Source organism: Pseudomonas sp. TWI628 (assembly GCF_039673865.1).
In the GTDB taxonomy this organism is placed as follows: Bacteria; Pseudomonadota; Gammaproteobacteria; order Pseudomonadales; family Pseudomonadaceae; genus Aquipseudomonas.
Map to the genome: position 1 here is coordinate 103,586 of NZ_JBDJMM010000008.1, position 15,866 is coordinate 119,451.

Genomic DNA, 15,866 nt, shown 5'->3' on the forward strand with positions numbered 1-15,866 from the left:
TTCGCGCGTTGCAGCGCGGCAGGCCACGGGCTGGGTATCAGGACTTCTTCTCGTCCGCGGCCTTGTCGGTCGGCTCGGCGATCAGTTTCTTCAGCTCGTCGCTCATCTGGAAGTTCAGGTTGAGGCCCTTTGGCGGGATCGGCTGGGTGAACCACTTGTCGTAGCTCTTGTTGACTTCGCCCGACTTGTAGTAGGCAACGATGGCGTCATCGACCGCTTTCTTGAAGGCCGGGTCATCCTTGCGCACCATGCAGCCGTAGATTTCGTACGACTGTGGAGTACCGGTAATGACCCAGTCCTTCGGATTGCGGGCCTTGGCCATTTCACCGGCGAGCAGGGCGTCGTCCATCATGAAGGCCACGGCGCGGCCGCTTTCGAGCATGTTGAAGGCTTCACCGTGGTCCTTGGCGGAAATCACGTTCATCTTCATCTGCTTGTCGGCGTTCATCGCCTTGAGCAGGCGCTCAGAGGTGGTACCGGCAGTGGTCACCACGTTCTTGCCGGCCAGGTCCGGGAAGTCCTTGTAGGAAGGCTGACCGTCCTTGACCTTGGTCAGCAGGCGGGTACCCACTTCGAAGATACCGACCGAGAAGCCGACCTGTTGCTGGCGCTCGACGTTGTTGGTGGTGGAGCCGCACTCAAGGTCGACGGTGCCGTTCTGCACCAGCGGGATGCGGGTCTGGGAAGTGACGAGGTTGTACTTGACCTTGATGTCGGTACCCAGTTGCTTCTTCAGGGCATCGACCACGGCCAGCTGGATGTCGTGGGAGTAGCCCACGGGCGTTTGACCGCCGGCCAGGTAGGAAAATGGAATGGAAGAGTCGCGGTGGCCCAGGGTGATGGTGCCCGAGTCCTTGATCTTCTTCAGGGTACCGGTCAGTTCTTCGGCCATGGCTGGCGAAGCGATGATCGCGGCGGCGATGGTTGCGCCCAACAGATGACGAACGATACGCATCAAATTTTCCTCGACGTGTTTGTTTTTTTTATGGAGCCGTTGGCGGACTCTTTCGTTCAACGAATACCGCTAGAAGCGATTGCATTCGGCTACCAAGTGTAGAGCATGAGTCGTGCCAAGCTCTGGGACCGATCATAACGCCCCGTGTTTACAGGATGGCAATGCCTGTGAGCACTAATTTCAGCTGAGTTCGTCATGCGGATTTCCGAATGAATGGTCGCGCGCCGTTCGGAAATCCGAATGGGTGAGCGGGTGTGCCATAGCCTGCTTTGGGGCTGCCTGCGCTAGCTTAAACTACCACCTTGCCAGTCAAGCTCGATGCTCTGATGCCGCTTTCCTTACCTGGAGAGCGCAACCTTGAATGCCACTGCTATTTTTCCCGAGGGGTCGGTCGACCACCTGATCGCCCGCCAACTGCCGCCTTGGCTGACAAGCGCCGAGGCCGAACATCGTCAAGGGTATCAGCGCGCGCTACTGGCCCAGCAGGCGGCAGCAGATCGCCTGCAGCAAGTGCTGCAACAGATACCCGCCCTCGACGATTTTGCTCTGCCCCGGCTCGAGCAGGCATTGCAACGGGCCGGAGTGGATCATGTCGAACCACAGCATTGCTTTGTGGACATCAAGGAGCAATTCGAACTGCCCTCGGCGTCAAAATCGCACAAGCCAATGATCACCTACCGCTCGCGGCAAACCCTGCTTGCCGCGGCCTTGCATAACTTCGATGAGGAGGAAACCAGGTCCTGGTTCCTTCGCGAGGCTCAGCTGACGGGGGCCAAAGGGGAGGTGCTGAAGTTGTCCTTCAGGCACTACGCCAAGTTATGCAGGGACCTTGATATTGGCGGGAAGTACCAGGCATTGCTCACGAAAGTACTGAAGCCTGTGCCACCCCGTGGCCAGCCTGAGGACACCAATCACAAAGTAGTAGAGAAACGCTTCGCAGAAAGCTGGCGCACCCGCATGCGTGTGTCGGTCTACGCGTCGCGAATCAACGGCCTTGTCGACCAGGCGGATCTGCAACGTTTGCTGAAGTTGCTCGACAGTGAGGCAGGCACGCCAACCCAGGGAACCCACTGGACGGCCTGTCAGCTCTACCTGCTGGGCAAACCGGTGGTCGGTGTGGTGGCATTGGAATACCGGCCCGCGCCGGGAGGCGAGCTTGAAGAAGTGGCCTTGTGGATCCCGGACGATCCCGTTCGGGAGTTACATTTCCACGACACCTGGGCTGGCGCCTACGAGGCGTTGGCGGCCCGTTTGCGCGACCAGGCCTACCGCGCGTTTTTCCAGCGTTTCATCAAGGCAGAGGACCTGCAGGGGTTTGCCGGGCACTTTGCTGATGCCGTGAAGAGAGCCGGTGCTCATGCTCCGCTGCAACTGGATGGGCGCAGTTTCCCGCTTGAGCAAGACCTGTTCCTGTTCCTGGGCGCCGAGCAGATCAGCAAGATCTTTGCCGATGCTTCGTTCATGGCAGTGCCTACGGATGTCGAGGATCGCAAAAGCCGGCATGAGCGTTTGAACCGCATGCTGAACGCCGGTCTGGACTTGCTGAACATGGCCGCATTCTTTGTGCCTGTGCTTGGCGAGCTCATGCTGGCCGTGAACGCCGCACAGTTGCTGGATGAAGTTTACCAAGGCTATCAGGCCTGGCGGTTGGGTGACCGGGCAGCAGCAGTCGACCACCTGTTCAATGTCGCCGGGAGCGTGGCGCTGGGCGTGGCCAGCGCCGGTGCGATTCACGCCGTGCGGCGAGTGCCTTTCATCGACCAGTTGGCGCCTGAAGTGCTTGGCCACGGTGGTGTGAGGCTGTGCAAGGCGCAGACGGCTGCTCAGTTCGATAATGCGCCATCGTCCTTGCTGCAGGGGCTGGATGCCGATCGCTTCGCGGATGTGCTCTCGACAGAGGCCAGCACGCTGATGCGCGTGACCGGCCTGGGGGCTGAGCAATTGCGGCGCCTGTGCGTCGAAGGCGCGCCTGTTCCAGCGCGGTTGCTGGACATCCACGCACGGCTGAAACTGCACGCCAGCGAGCCGCTTCTGTATGGCAAAGGGTTCGAGCAGAAGCTTGCCAGCCTGCGCGAGCAGCCCAGCGCCGACCAGGCGTTGCTCATCCGTGCTTTCAAAGGGCTTACCCCGGACGCTGCGCAGGAAATCATCGAGCACACCAGCAGCGAGCACTTGCAGGCACTGCGCAGCACACAGCGCCTGCCCCTGAGCATGGCGGAGCGCGCACGTGGTTATTTGCGCGAAAACCGGCTCGATAAGGCTGGACTGGGCATAGCCTTGGGCAAACTGGCCAACACTGACAGTGAACGCCTGGTGCTGGGCATGATCGATCACCATGCACCATGGCCAGCCTCGGTTCGCGTGGAGCTGCGTGCCGGCAAGCGGGATGGCCTGCTGCTGTTCGCCAGTCAAGGCAAGGAGGCTACGCAGGTCCACACCCTCATCAGGCATGAGCAGGGGTACGCGGTGGCCGAGGCAGCAGGGGAGCAGCCGACCTTGCCTGGCAAAACGTTGCTGCAGACAGTATTGCAGTGCCTGGGCGAGCAACAGAAAACCGCACTGGGGGATCCGGCGTTACGGGTAGTCCAGTTGCGTGACTGGTTGCTCGAAACCATCGCCGCGCAGCGTGAGGCGTCTGCCAGGCTCATCGGGCTGGCGCCAGAAGGTCATACTGTGCGTCCACCTCGGCGGTTTGCCGACGGGCGACTGGGTTATCAGCTCAATGGCGCCAGCGGTGAAAGCAGCCAGCAGGCGATCCGGCGCGGCATTCATCAGATATTTCCCACGCTCAGCCAGCTGCAGCTCGATGCCTACCTGAACGCCGTGCGCCTGCGAGGGGAGAGCTTGTGGGACCATTACATGATGTTGCAGCGGCAGCTGAGTGAGCTGCGTGATGTGCTGCAACAATGGCAGGCCGAGCGTCGAAACCCCTTCGATGGCATACGCCGCCGGCGCGTTGCGGATACCCTGCGTCGCAGCTGGCGGCGCAAGCTGGTCGATGACAATGACCATTACGAATTGAGGATTGACGGCGAGCGTGTCGCTCAATTGCCGACCTTGCCGGCGGGGATCGACTTCGTCCACGTGCAACGGCTGGCGCTGCGCAACATGCACTTGCAGAGCATCGACGCGGCATTCCTGCGAATGTTTCCCAACCTGGTCGAACTCGACCTCAGCGGCAACCAACTCACCCAGCTGCCTGAGGGCATCGAGCAGCTCTCCCGGCTGCGCAGGCTCGACCTGGGCAATAACCAGATTGTTCTGGATGATGCCGGCAGCCTGCGGCTGGCCCGCCTGCAACGCCTCTACAGCTTGAACCTCAGCTTCAACCCGCTTGGCGACGTTCCGGGGATATCGGCCTTGCATCATGTACGTGAGGTCAGCTTGCGTGGCACTGGCCAGGTCGACTTGGGTAGAGTCGTCCAGAACATGCCGTTGCTGGCGCATGCCGATTTGCGTGATAACCGCATCAGCGAGCTGCATCATGAGGTGCGAGGGTTGCGCCAGCGCCTGAGGCAGTTGAACCTGCATGACAACCCTTTGAATGAAAGCAGCGCAGAACTTCATGATCAAGCCCGTGGCGTCAGCAATAGCCGAGACCGGGGCAGTGCAGCCTATGTTCACGCATCGGTCACTGCCGATACCCGCACTGCGTGGATAGGCCGCCAGGAGCCGGTTCTGCGTGCGCAACGAGAAGCCACCTGGGACCGCTTGCGAGAAGAGCCGGGCTCAGCGGGGCTGTTCACGTTCCTCGCCGACTTTGCCGAAGGCGATGACTTCGAAGAGCAGCCGCGCCATTATCGGCGCCGAGTGTGGCGTCTGCTGAACGCCTGCGAAAGTAACGAAGTGCTGCGCGAGCAGGTCTTTCGCGAGGCCGAAGCTCCGCGCAGTTGCGAAGACCGCCTGTTGTTGATGCTCAATCAGATGGAGGTGGCGGTACTTGTTCATCAGGGCATTGACGGCGTCCCAGTTGCAGTGCGCGCCAGCCGATTGCTGCGCCTGGGCAGGCAATTGCATCGTCTGGACCTGCTCGATGCGATTGCCACGCGGCACGTGAACAGGTTGCGCGCATCGGCAATGGTCAGGGTCGACGAGATCGAGATACGGTTGTACTACCGTGCACAGCTTGCCGGCGCGCTTGATCTACCCGTTGCGCCAGATGAGATGTACTACGCGGCATTTGCCCGTGTCACGCCAGCCGATCTGGCACAGGCACAACTGGAAGTGGTGAGCACGGATACGGATGTGGCCATGCTTGACGCCTTGGCGCGGCGCCCCTTCTGGCAGGCCTATCTGCGCGAGACCTATCCTGAGCGTTTCGACAGCGTGCTCGAACCCTACCATGAGCGCCTGGAGGCACTTGAAGCAACGGCCAGGGGCGGCCAGGAAGGTGCCTATGCCGCGCAGGCTGAAAACTTGATGCGCGAGCATCAAGCCGAGGAGGCGGCCATGATACGTAACCTGACGACCGAGGTATGGGCGAGTGCCCGAGGGTCTCGTGGCTGAGGGCCACGAGACCGCTCTGCATCAGGCAGCCTGCTCGTGCCTGGACTCCTCCAGGTAGTGCTTCAATGCCTGCTGTTCGCTCTCACTGGTAAACAGCCCGAGCTTGGTGCGACGCCAAAGGATATCTTCGGCGTCGCATGCCCATTCCTGACGGCGCAGATAGTCCACTTCGAGGCTGAACAATCCGCCGCCAATGGCCTGACCCAACTGTTCCGGACCCTGCACACCGTCGAGCAACTGCCACACGCGGTAGCCATAGGTCAGCACCCAGCGCTTGGCGATATCCACCGGCAACCAGCCGTGGCGCGCCAGCACGTCATCTAGCAAGGCCTGCACGGTAGTCATGTTCTCACCACCCGGCAGTGGCGCGCTGGCCGTCCAGCTGCCACGCATGTGCGGGAAGTGTGGCTTGAGTTCGGCCATTGCCGATTCGGCCAGCTTGCGGTAGGTGGTCAGCTTGCCGCCGAACACCGACAGCAAGGGTGCCTGGCCTTCACTGGCCGACAGCGCCAGGGTGTAGTCACGGGTCACGGCGGACGGGTTGTCGGATTCGTCGTTGCACAGCGGGCGAACCCCGGAGTAGGTGTGCACGATATCGCCACGCACCAGCTGATGGTTGAAATGCTCGTTGACCACCTTGAGCAGGTAGTCGGTTTCCTGCTCTGTGATCGCCACCTTGGCTGGATCGCCGCTGTATTCGCGGTCGGTGGTGCCAATCAGGGTGAAACGCTCCAGGTAAGGGATGCAGAAGACGATGCGTTGGTCTTCGTTCTGCAGGATGTAGGCATGTTCGCCTTCGTACAGGCGCGGCACGATGAGGTGGCTACCCTGGATCAGGCGGATGCCATAAGGCGCATCGAGCTTGAGGTCGTCCTTGATGAAGCTGGCGACCCATGGGCCGGCCGCGTTGACCAGTGCCCGGGCACGGAGGGTCTGCAAGCTGCCATCGGCGTGCTGCAGTTCCACTTGCCACAGGCCATCCACGCGCTCGGCGCGCAGGCAGCGGGTACGGGTGCGGATGTGCGCGCCGTGCTCACGTGCAGCCATGGCGTTGAGCACTACCAGGCGGGCGTCGTCCACTGCGCAATCGGCGTATTCAAAACCGCGGGTGATTGCCGGCTTGAGCGGATAGCCCGGGCCGAAGCGCAGGCTGCGCGAAGCACCCAGGCGCTTGCGCTTGCCCAGGTGGTCGTAGAGGAACAGCCCGGCGCGGATCATCCAGGCCGGGCGCAGGTGCGGGCGGTGCGGCAACACGAAGCGCATCGGTTTGACGATGTGCGGGGCCTTGGCCAGCAGCACTTCGCGTTCGGCCAGCGCTTCACGCACCAGGCGGAATTCATAATGTTCCAGGTAGCGCAGGCCACCGTGGATCAGCTTGCTGCTGGCCGACGAGGTGTGCTGGGCCAGGTCGTCCTTCTCACAGAGGAATACCTTGAGGCCACGCCCGGCGGCGTCGGCAGCGATGCCCACGCCATTGATGCCACCGCCAATCACGGCGAGGTCATAGCAGTCTGCGAGTGGGGGCTGGGACGAAACGGGCTGGGACACGGGCAAGGCCTCCTGAGGCTGTTCACATCGAATATGAACATATATGTTCGTTTCCGAAAATATTAGCGCAACAGAAAGCCGGCTGCCAGTCGGTCTTTATAGAAAAAACTGATCAGATGACAACAAAGTGAACATTAACGAAAATTCTGGGTGATCGGTTTGAGAGAGTTGTCGCCTGTGAGACCGAGCGCCGCGCGGGCGGCGCATGGTCTCAAAGGCGCCTCATGGCATGCACCCAGAGGCCCTCACACCACCTCAAGCCGAATCTTGTACTGGTTCAGCAATTGAGTGAGGGCAGGCGCAGGTGCCTGGTCGGTCACCAGGCAGTCGACCAGGCTGATCGAGCCCAGGCGCACCATGGCATTGCGCCCGAACTTGCTGGAGTCGGCGGCAAGCACCACCTGGCGGGCGTTGGCGATGATCGCCTGGGAAACCCGCACTTCCTGATAATCGAAATCGAGCAGGCTGCCGTCTTCATCGATGCCGCTGATGCCCACCAGGGCGAAATCGACCTTGAACTGGTTGATGAAGTCGACGCTGGCCTGGCCCACCACGCCACCGTCACGACGCACCGTGCCGCCGGCTACCAGGACCTCGAAGTCATCCTTGGCGGCCAGGATCGCAGCCACATGCAGGTTGTTGGTGATGACCTTCAGGTGGTTGTGGTTGAGCAATGCCCGGGCAATCGATTCGGTGGTCGTACCGATATTGATGAACAGTGAGGCATGGTCGGGAATCTGCCGCGCCACGGCTTCGGCGATGCGCTGCTTTTCGTCGCGCATCTGGTCGGCGCGCATGGCATAGGCAGTGTTCTCGATGCTCGAGTCATAAGCCGCACCACCATGGTAGCGGCGTAGCAGGTTGAGCTCGGCGAGCTGGTTGATGTCGCGGCGGATGGTTTGCGGGGTTACGACGAACAGCTGCGCCATTTCTTCGATACTGACGTAGCCGCGGTCGCGCACCAGTTCGAGGATTTGTTGTTGGCGTGGAGGCAGATTCATGGGCGGTCCTTTGGGGCTGCCGGACAAATTCTGCAATGATGCCGTAGGATGGGGACTACGGCCAGTAGACGATGGGGCCGCATTGCGGCCCCAATCTGTGTTACGCCTCGTGATCTTCCCAGTCACGGGTGCGCTCGACGGCCTTTCTCCAGCCAGCGTACAGCTGCTCTTTCTGCGCCTCATCCAGCTGCGGGCTGAACTCGCGCTCGATGATCGCCTTGTCGCGCAGTTCTTCCAGGCCGCTCCAGAAGCCACAGGCCAGGCCTGCCAGGTAGGCGGCGCCGAGGGCGGTGGTTTCGCGCATTTTCGGGCGCTCGACGCAGGTGCCGAGGATGTCGGCCTGGAACTGCATGAGGAAGTTGTTGGCCACTGCGCCACCGTCCACGCGCAGTTCCGACAGGCGCTGGCCGCAGTCCTGCTGCATGGCGTCGAGCACATCGCGGGTCTGGTAGGCGATCGACTCCAGCGCCGCACGGATGATGTGGTCGACTTTCACGCCACGGGTCAGGCCGAACAGCGCGCCGCGGGCATACGGATCCCAGTACGGCGCACCCAGGCCGGTGAAGGCTGGCACCAGGTAGACGCCGTTGCTGTCCTTGACCTTGCTGGCGAAGTATTCGGTATCCAGCGCATCGTTGACGATTTTCAGCTCGTCACGCAGCCACTGCACGGTGGAACCACCGTTGAAGACCGCGCCTTCCAGGGCATAGGCCACCTCGCCACGCGGGCCGCAGGCAATGGTGGTGAGCAGGCCGTGGGAGGACTTCACGGCCTTGTCGCCGGTGTTCATCAGCAGGAAGCAGCCGGTGCCGTAGGTGTTCTTCGCCTGGCCTGGCTCCACGCACATCTGGCCGAACAGCGCGGACTGCTGGTCGCCGGCAATACCGGCGATGGCGATACCGCTCTTGGTGTGGCCGTAGACTTCCGACGACGGGCGCACCTCGGGAAGCATCTGCCGCGGGATGCCGAGGATTCCCAGGAGTGTTTCGTCCCACTGCAGACTGTGGATGTTGAACATCAGCGTGCGCGAGGCGTTGGTGTAGTCGGTGACATGCACCTTGCCGCCGGAGAATTTCCAGATCAGCCAGGTATCGATGGTGCCGAACAGCAGCTCGCCGCGCTCGGCGCGTTCGCGAGCACCTTCGACGTTATCGAGGATCCATTTCAGCTTGGTGCCGGAGAAGTACGGGTCGGTGACCAGGCCGGTGGCTTCGCGGATGTACTCTTCATGGCCATCACGCTTGAGCTGGGCGCAGATCTCGGTGCTGCGGCGGCACTGCCAGACGATGGCGTTGTACACCGGGCGGCCGGTTTCCTTGTCCCACACCACGGTGGTTTCACGCTGGTTGGTGATGCCCAGTGCGGCCACCTGGGCATGGCTGATGCCGGCCTGGGCCAGGGCCTCGACCATGGTCGCGCTCTGGGTGGCGAAGATCTCCATCGGGTCGTGCTCGACCCAGCCAGCGTGCGGGTAGTGTTGGGCGAACTCGCGCTGCGAGGTACCGACCACATTGGCATCGCGGTCGAAGATGATCGCCCGCGAGCTGGTGGTGCCCTGGTCCAGGGCGATGATGTAGTTCTTATCCTGGGTGTCTGTCATGGTCGTAGGCCTTGCATAAAGAGGAGTTCAGGGCGGTCGGCATCAGTTGGCTTGAGTATCGCCCTGGCGATTGTCGGTTGTCTCGGCGCTTGCGCTTTGCACCGTCGGCAGGTTGCGGGCGATAAGGCCTCGATAGCTCGCGGCGCCCAGGCAAGCGCCGAGGATCGGTGCGAACACCGGCACCAGGAAATACGGAATGTCCCGACCGCCAGTGAAGGCGATTTCGCCCCAGCCAGCCAGGAAGGTCATCAATTTGGGCCCGAAATCGCGGGCCGGGTTCATCGCAAAGCCGGTCAGCGGGCCCATGGCACTGCCGATCACGGCAATCAGCAGGCCGATCAGCAACGGCGCCATGGCGCCGCGCGGCAGGCCGTTGTTGTCATCGGTCAGGGCCATGATCACCGCCATCAGGATCGCGGTGATCACCACTTCGACCAGGAACGCCTGGCCAGTGGACAGTGACGGGTGCGGATACGTCGAGAATACCGAGGCCAGCTCGAGGCTCTCGGCGCTGCCACGCAACATGGCGTGGGCCTGTTCGAAATCGAAGAACAGGTTGCTGTAGAGCGTGTAAACGAGTGCGGCGCCACAGAATGCACCGCAGATCTGGGCAAGCGCGTAGAACGGCAGCTTGCGCTTGTCGAAGCCGGCGAACAGGGTGAGTGCGATGCTCACGGCCGGGTTCAGGTGCGCGCCGGAAATGCCGGCAGTGAGGTAGATCGCCATGCTTACGCCGACGCCCCAGATGATGCTGATTTCCCAGAGACCGAAGCTGGCGCCAGCGACCTTGAGCGCGGCGACGCAACCGGTGCCGAAGAAAATCAGCAAGGCGGTGCCGAGAAACTCGGCCAGGCATTGGCTGGACAGTGTGGGTTCGCGTAGAGCAGTCGTCATGTATGACCTCGTTGTTTTTGTTGTGAGGCGCAAAGCGCTCGACAGCAAAGCCTGATGTCTATCCCCATTGACCTCAGGCGGGAGTTAAGAAGCGCACCTTAAAAGAGCACCATTTATTCAGAAACGAAAAAATATAGACAAGAAACGCTGATGTCAAAGGTCGAAAGTGAACGGGTAGTCACGTTTTGGTCGCCTGTTTCAGAGGCTGATGCCCGTAGTAGAGGCCTGCGTCAGCCATTGGCTGGCTGGGATGTAGGATTTGCCCTAAAGTAGCCGCGAGCTGTCCCAGACCGGAGCACTGCATGACCCCCGCACTCGACCTCTTGAAAAAAGCCCGCGCCGAACATCGCGTGCACAGTTATGAACATGACCCCAAGTCGGCGTCATATGGGCTGGAAGCGGCTGAAAAGCTAGGGCTCGAACCGCAGCAGGTGTTCAAGACCTTGCTGGCGAGCAGCGAGAAGGGCGAGTTGCTGGTGGCGGTGGTGCCTGTGGTGGGGACGCTGGACCTCAAGGCCCTGGCCCATGCGGCGGGGGTGAAGAAATGCGAGATGGCCGACCCGGCAGCGGCTCAGCGGGCAACGGGCTATCTGGTGGGTGGAATCAGCCCGTTGGGGCAGAAGAAGCGCCTGCGCACTTTCATCGATGATACCGCGCAGAACTTTGCAACCATCCATGTCAGCGCCGGGCGGCGGGGGCTGGAGGTCGAGTTGGCGGCGGCGGTGCTGGCTGAGCATACCCAGGGCAAATTCGCCGGAATCGGTAGAGGCTGACATAGCTGGGGCTGCAAAGCAGCCCCAGCATTGTGAATCAGGTCGCCGAACTGTACCGGCGAACCCCATTCTCCTGGCGGGCCAACTGTGCTGAGACACTGCCCGGCACCGGGAACAGCACCAGGTGGTCGGCCTTCACCGCAATCCCCACATCCTCACCGACCTGGTGGTCGATATGGCTCGGGAAGATCGCCTCGAGCTGGCTCCCAGTGGGCAACTGCAGACGGTACAGCGTCGACGCGCCAAGGAAGCTCTTGCCAACGATGTTCGCCTGCAGTGCGCTGCCTGGGGCCGGCACGATGTCATCAGGGCGCAGCAGCACATCCACCGAGCTGCCTGGCGCCATGGTGTAGGCGCGGTTGCCACGCAGCTCGCCCAGTTCGGTATTGACCGCTTCATGGCTGCTCATCTGGCCACGGATGAAGTAACCCTGGCCGACGAAGCTGGCCACGAACGGTGTCTGCGGTTCGTGATACAGGTTGTAGGGGGTATCCCACTGCTCCAGCCGGCCTTCCTTGAACACGCCGACGTGATCGCTGACGGCAAACGCTTCTTCCTGGTCATGGGTCACCAGGATTGCACTGGTGCCGCGGCTCTTGAGGATGTCGCGCACTTCGTGGCTGAGGCGCCGGCGCAGTTCCACGTCGAGGTTGGAGAACGGCTCGTCGAGCAGTAGCAGTTGAGGCTCAGGGGCCAGCGCGCGCGCCAGGGCCACACGCTGTTGCTGGCCACCCGACAGCTCGTGCGGGTAGCGCCCGCCGAGGCCGCCGAGCTTGACCAGTTCGAGCATCTCTTCAATCACTTTCGCCTGGCTCGGGTGCTTGGCGATGCCGAAGGCGATGTTCTGTGCAACGGTCAGGTGCGGGAACAGGGCGTAGTCCTGAAACACCATGCCGATCCGGCGTTTTTCCGGGGCCAGGGTGAAGCCTGCGCGGGAAATCACCTCGCCAGCCAGCTGGATTTCACCCTCGTGCACCGGCTCGAAGCCGGCGATGGCACGCAGGGTGGTGGTCTTGCCGCAACCCGACGAGCCCAGCAGGCAACCGATGTCGCCTGCGTTCAGGTGCAGGTTGAGGTTCTGGACGATGCGCTGCTCGCCGTAGCCGCAGGCGAGGTTGCGCAGGTTGAGCAGTAAGGGTTGACTCATGCGTGGTGGTAAGCCGGTTCGACAAGAAATTCGAGAAGGGCCTTCTGTGCATGCAAGCGGTTCTCAGCCTGGTCCCAGGCGACCGAGCGAGGGTCGTCGAGCAGGTCATGGCTGATTTCCTCGCCCCGGTGGGCGGGCAGGCAGTGCATGAACAGGGCGTCAGGTGCCGCCAGGTCGAGCAGTGCGCGGGTGACCTGGTAAGGCGCGAAATGCGCCAGGCGCCGTGCAGTTTCCTCTTCCTGACCCATGGAAGTCCAGACATCCGTGGTCACCAGGTGCGCACCGCGCACGGCTTCTTGCGGATCGCGGACGATCTGCACGTGGTCGCCACCCAGGGCCATGAAGCGTGGATCGGGCTCATAGCCTTCCGGGCAGGCGATACGCAGCTGGAAGTCGAACTGCTTGGCCGCTTCGATGTACGAGTTGCACATGTTGAAGCCGTCACCGATCCAGGCCACGGTCTTGCCCTGGATCGAGCCGCGGTGCTCGAGGAAGGTCTGCATGTCGGCCAGCAGCTGGCACGGGTGCGACTCGTCGGACAGGGCGTTGATCACCGGCACGCGGGATTTGGCGGCGAATTCGGTCAGGGTGCTGTGGGCGTGGGTACGGATCATTACCACGTCAAGCATGCTCGACAACACGATGGCGCTGTCGCCGATCGGTTCGCCACGGCCCAGCTGGGTGTCGCGCGGCGAGAGGAAGATGGCCTGGCCACCGAGCTGGATCATGCCCGCTTCGAACGACACGCGGGTACGGGTCGAGGACTTCTCGAAAATCATGCCCAGCACGCGGTTTTTCAGCGGCTCGAACAGCACGCTTCGCTTGCGCAGGTCCTTCAGCTCGATGCCTCGGCGGATCACACCGAGCAATTCGTCGGTGGTGAAATCCAGCAGGGAGAGAAAGTGCCTAGCGCTCATGATTGACTACCTTATCTGCAACGGTATGCAGGTCGACCGTATGGTTTTTTTTGACAACGGGAGTGACCTGCGGCGTAAGCCGCACGGGGCGGACGAAATGGGGAAAGGCGCAATACTATAATTAAATGTCGCCTGAAACCAAGAGGGGAAACAGCAGCTCGTTCATAAGATGTTGCAAAGGGTGTCGTACCCCTTGAGCCTGTGCTGTTTTTTATTTGCTACAGAAGGTTGTACACGGCTTGCTGGCAATTTGGCAAATGGCTGTCGCGAATCGTGCGCCTGATGTCGCGGGATTCACGCCGCGAAGCGCGCTGGCCGGCGCAAGGGCTGCGGCGCATAGTCATTGCTCGACGACCCCTTACAACAACAAGGCAGAGGCGGCCATGACCAAGACCCTGCATCACCGTGCCTGTCACCTGTGCGAAGCGATCTGCGGCCTGAACATCGAAGTCAGCCACGAAGACGACGGGCGGGCGCTGCTCAGCTCGATCAAGGGCGACCCGCAGGACCCGTTCAGCAGGGGGCACATCTGCCCCAAGGCGGTAGCCCTGCAGGACATCCAGAACGACCCGGACCGCCTGCGCCAGCCGCACCGGCGGGTAGGGAGCGAGTGGCAGCCGATCGGCTGGGACGAGGCCTTTGCCTTGGCCGCCGACAGGCTGTGGGCAGTCCAGCAGGCGCATGGGCGCAATGCCGTGGCGGTCTACCAGGGCAACCCCAGCGTGCACAACTATGGGCTGATGACCCACAGCAACTACTTCCTCGGCCTGCTCAAGACCCGCAACCGCTTCTCTGCCACCTCGGTCGACCAGTTGCCGCAGCACCTGACCAGCCATCTGATGTACGGCCATGGCCTGCTGTTGCCGATCCCGGATATCGACCACACCGACTTCATGCTGATCCTCGGCGGCAACCCGCTGGCGTCCAATGGCAGCATCATGACCGTACCCGATGTCGAGAAGCGCCTGAAAGCCCTGCGGGGGCGAGGTGGACGCCTGGTGGTGGTCGATCCCCGGCGCAGCGAAACCGCCGCCATGGCCGACCATCATCTGTTCATCCGGCCCGGCGGTGATGCGGCCTTACTTTGTGGCCTGCTCAATACCTTGTTCGATGAGGACCTCGCGCGCGGCTCGCATTTGCCGGTCAGCGGCCTGCAGCAAGTGCGTGAAGCGATCGCGCCGTTCAGCGCAGAAGCGATGAGCGCACAGTGCGGCATCGCCGCCACCCAGATACGCCAACTGGCGCGGGACTTTGCCGCTGCGGACAAGGCGGTCTGCTATGGGCGCATGGGGGTTTCGACCCAGGCGTTCGGCACCCTGTGCCACTGGCTGGTACAGCTGATCAACCTGGTGACCGGCAACCTCGACCGAGAGGGTGGGGCGCTGTGCACAGAACCTGCGGTCGATCTGGTGGCGACCACTTCAGGTGGCCATTTCAATGCCTGGCAGAGCCGGGTTTCGGGCTTGCCGGAGTACGCTGGCGAGCTGCCGGTGGCGGCCCTGGCCGAGGAGATGCTGAGCCCCGGGGAAGGTCAGGTGCGCGCCCTGGTGACGGTCGCCGGCAATCCGGTGCTGTCTACGCCCAATGGCCGGCAGCTGGATGCGGCGCTGGAGGGGCTCGAGTTCATGCTCAGCATCGACCTCTACATCAATGAGTCCACCCGCCACGCCGATCTGATCCTGCCTTCGACCTCGGCGCTGGAAAACGACCATTACGACAGCACCTTCAACCTGCTGGCCGTGCGCAATGTTACCCGTTTCAATCGCGCTATCCTGGCCAAGCCGGCAGGTGCCCTGCACGACTGGGAGATTTTCGTCGGCCTCGCGCAGGCGTTCGCCAAGCGGGCCGAACTGGAACTGAAACCGACCTGGCCGCCAGCGCAGATGATCGACCTGGCCCTGCGCAAGGGGCGCTATGGTGAAGCCAGCGCCTGGAAGCTCTCGCTGCAGGCGCTGGACGAGCACCCTCACGGGCTTGATCTGGGGCCGTTGCGCGCCAACCTGGCGACGCGCCTGGCAACCGCCAGCAAAGCCGTCGAGGCGGCGCCACAGGTGCTGCTCGATGACCTGCAGCGGTTGGCCCTGCAGGCGCCTCCTGCACCGGGCGAGTTGCTGCTGATCGGTCGCCGTCACGTGCGCAGCAACAATTCGTGGATGCACAACTTCCATCGCCTGGTCAAAGGCAAGCCGCGTCATCAACTGCTGATGCACCCGCAGGACATGCACAGCCGGCAATTGCAGGATGGCCAGCGGGTGCGTATCCGCTCGCGTACCGGCACGCTGGAGGTCGAAGTGCAGGCCAGTGAAGACATCATGCCAGGGGTGGTCAGCCTGCCCCATGGCTTCGGCCATGGTCGCCAGGGCGTGCAGCTTCAGGTTGCCCAGGCACAAGCCGGTGTGAGTGCCAACGACCTCACCGACGAGCGCCTGCGTGACCCGGTTTCCGGTAATGCTGCGCTCAATGGCGTGCCCGTGCAGGTCGAGGCCGCATGAGCAATGGTAAGGCCGAGCACGCTGCTCGGCTTT

Annotated in this window: 10 protein-coding genes; 3 read left to right on the top strand and 7 right to left on the bottom strand. The window is 62.2% G+C overall.

The window, feature by feature from the left end:
* Nucleotides 1-37: 37 nt before the first annotated feature.
* Nucleotides 38-955, bottom strand: a complete 918-nt coding sequence (locus ABE528_RS08330; RefSeq protein WP_152954521.1) for a glutamate/aspartate ABC transporter substrate-binding protein — start codon at nucleotides 953-955, stop codon at nucleotides 38-40.
* A gap of 357 nt (nucleotides 956-1,312) precedes the next feature.
* On the opposite strand from ABE528_RS08330, the gene ABE528_RS08335 reads away from it, so the two are divergent.
* Nucleotides 1,313-5,461, top strand: a complete 4,149-nt coding sequence (locus ABE528_RS08335) for an NEL-type E3 ubiquitin ligase domain-containing protein (RefSeq protein ID WP_346652654.1) — start codon at nucleotides 1,313-1,315, stop codon at nucleotides 5,459-5,461.
* A gap of 21 nt (nucleotides 5,462-5,482) precedes the next feature.
* On the opposite strand, the gene glpD is transcribed toward ABE528_RS08335, so the two are convergent.
* The 4 genes from glpD to ABE528_RS08355 all read right to left on the bottom strand — a co-directional run bounded on the left by glpD (nucleotide 5,483) and on the right by ABE528_RS08355 (nucleotide 10,504).
* Nucleotides 5,483-7,009, bottom strand: coding sequence for a glycerol-3-phosphate dehydrogenase (gene glpD / locus ABE528_RS08340; protein ID WP_346652655.1), 1,527 nt, complete (start codon nucleotides 7,007-7,009; stop codon nucleotides 5,483-5,485).
* Between the two features lie 245 nt (nucleotides 7,010-7,254).
* Entirely contained in the window at nucleotides 7,255-8,010 is a 756-nt protein-coding gene (gene glpR, locus ABE528_RS08345; RefSeq protein WP_152954517.1) for a DNA-binding transcriptional repressor GlpR, read from the bottom strand.
* Nucleotides 8,011-8,110: 100 nt separating this feature from the next.
* The gene (gene glpK / locus ABE528_RS08350) at nucleotides 8,111-9,610 is read right to left on the bottom strand and encodes a glycerol kinase GlpK (protein WP_346652656.1); all 1,500 of its coding nucleotides are present in this window, start codon (nucleotides 9,608-9,610) and stop codon (nucleotides 8,111-8,113) included.
* Nucleotides 9,611-9,652: 42 nt separating this feature from the next.
* The gene (locus ABE528_RS08355; protein WP_152954512.1) at nucleotides 9,653-10,504 is read right to left on the bottom strand and encodes an MIP/aquaporin family protein; all 852 of its coding nucleotides are present in this window, start codon (nucleotides 10,502-10,504) and stop codon (nucleotides 9,653-9,655) included.
* A gap of 302 nt (nucleotides 10,505-10,806) precedes the next feature.
* Between ABE528_RS08355 and ybaK the strand changes: the two genes are divergently transcribed.
* Complete coding sequence (gene ybaK / locus ABE528_RS08360) at nucleotides 10,807-11,277, top strand: Cys-tRNA(Pro) deacylase (protein WP_152954510.1); 471 nt, start codon at nucleotides 10,807-10,809, stop codon at nucleotides 11,275-11,277.
* A 37-nt stretch (nucleotides 11,278-11,314) separates the two neighbouring features.
* Here the strand turns inward: ybaK and ABE528_RS08365 are convergent, their stop codons facing one another.
* Nucleotides 11,315-12,424 (bottom strand): ABC transporter ATP-binding protein, encoded by a 1,110-nt coding sequence (locus ABE528_RS08365; protein ID WP_152954509.1) that lies wholly within the window; start codon nucleotides 12,422-12,424, stop codon nucleotides 11,315-11,317.
* Nucleotides 12,421-13,341 carry an ornithine carbamoyltransferase gene (gene argF, locus ABE528_RS08370; RefSeq protein WP_152954507.1) on the bottom strand — a complete coding sequence of 307 codons (921 nt, stop codon included), beginning with the start codon at nucleotides 13,339-13,341 and terminating at the stop codon, nucleotides 12,421-12,423. The genes ABE528_RS08365 and argF overlap by 4 nt, the downstream gene beginning before the upstream one ends.
* A gap of 383 nt (nucleotides 13,342-13,724) precedes the next feature.
* Here argF and ABE528_RS08375 point away from each other — a divergent pair, with 383 nt between their 5' ends.
* A complete protein-coding gene (locus tag ABE528_RS08375; RefSeq protein WP_346652657.1) occupies nucleotides 13,725-15,833 on the top strand; it encodes a molybdopterin oxidoreductase family protein in 2,109 nt (702 codons plus the stop codon).
* Nucleotides 15,834-15,866: the final 33 nt, after the last annotated feature.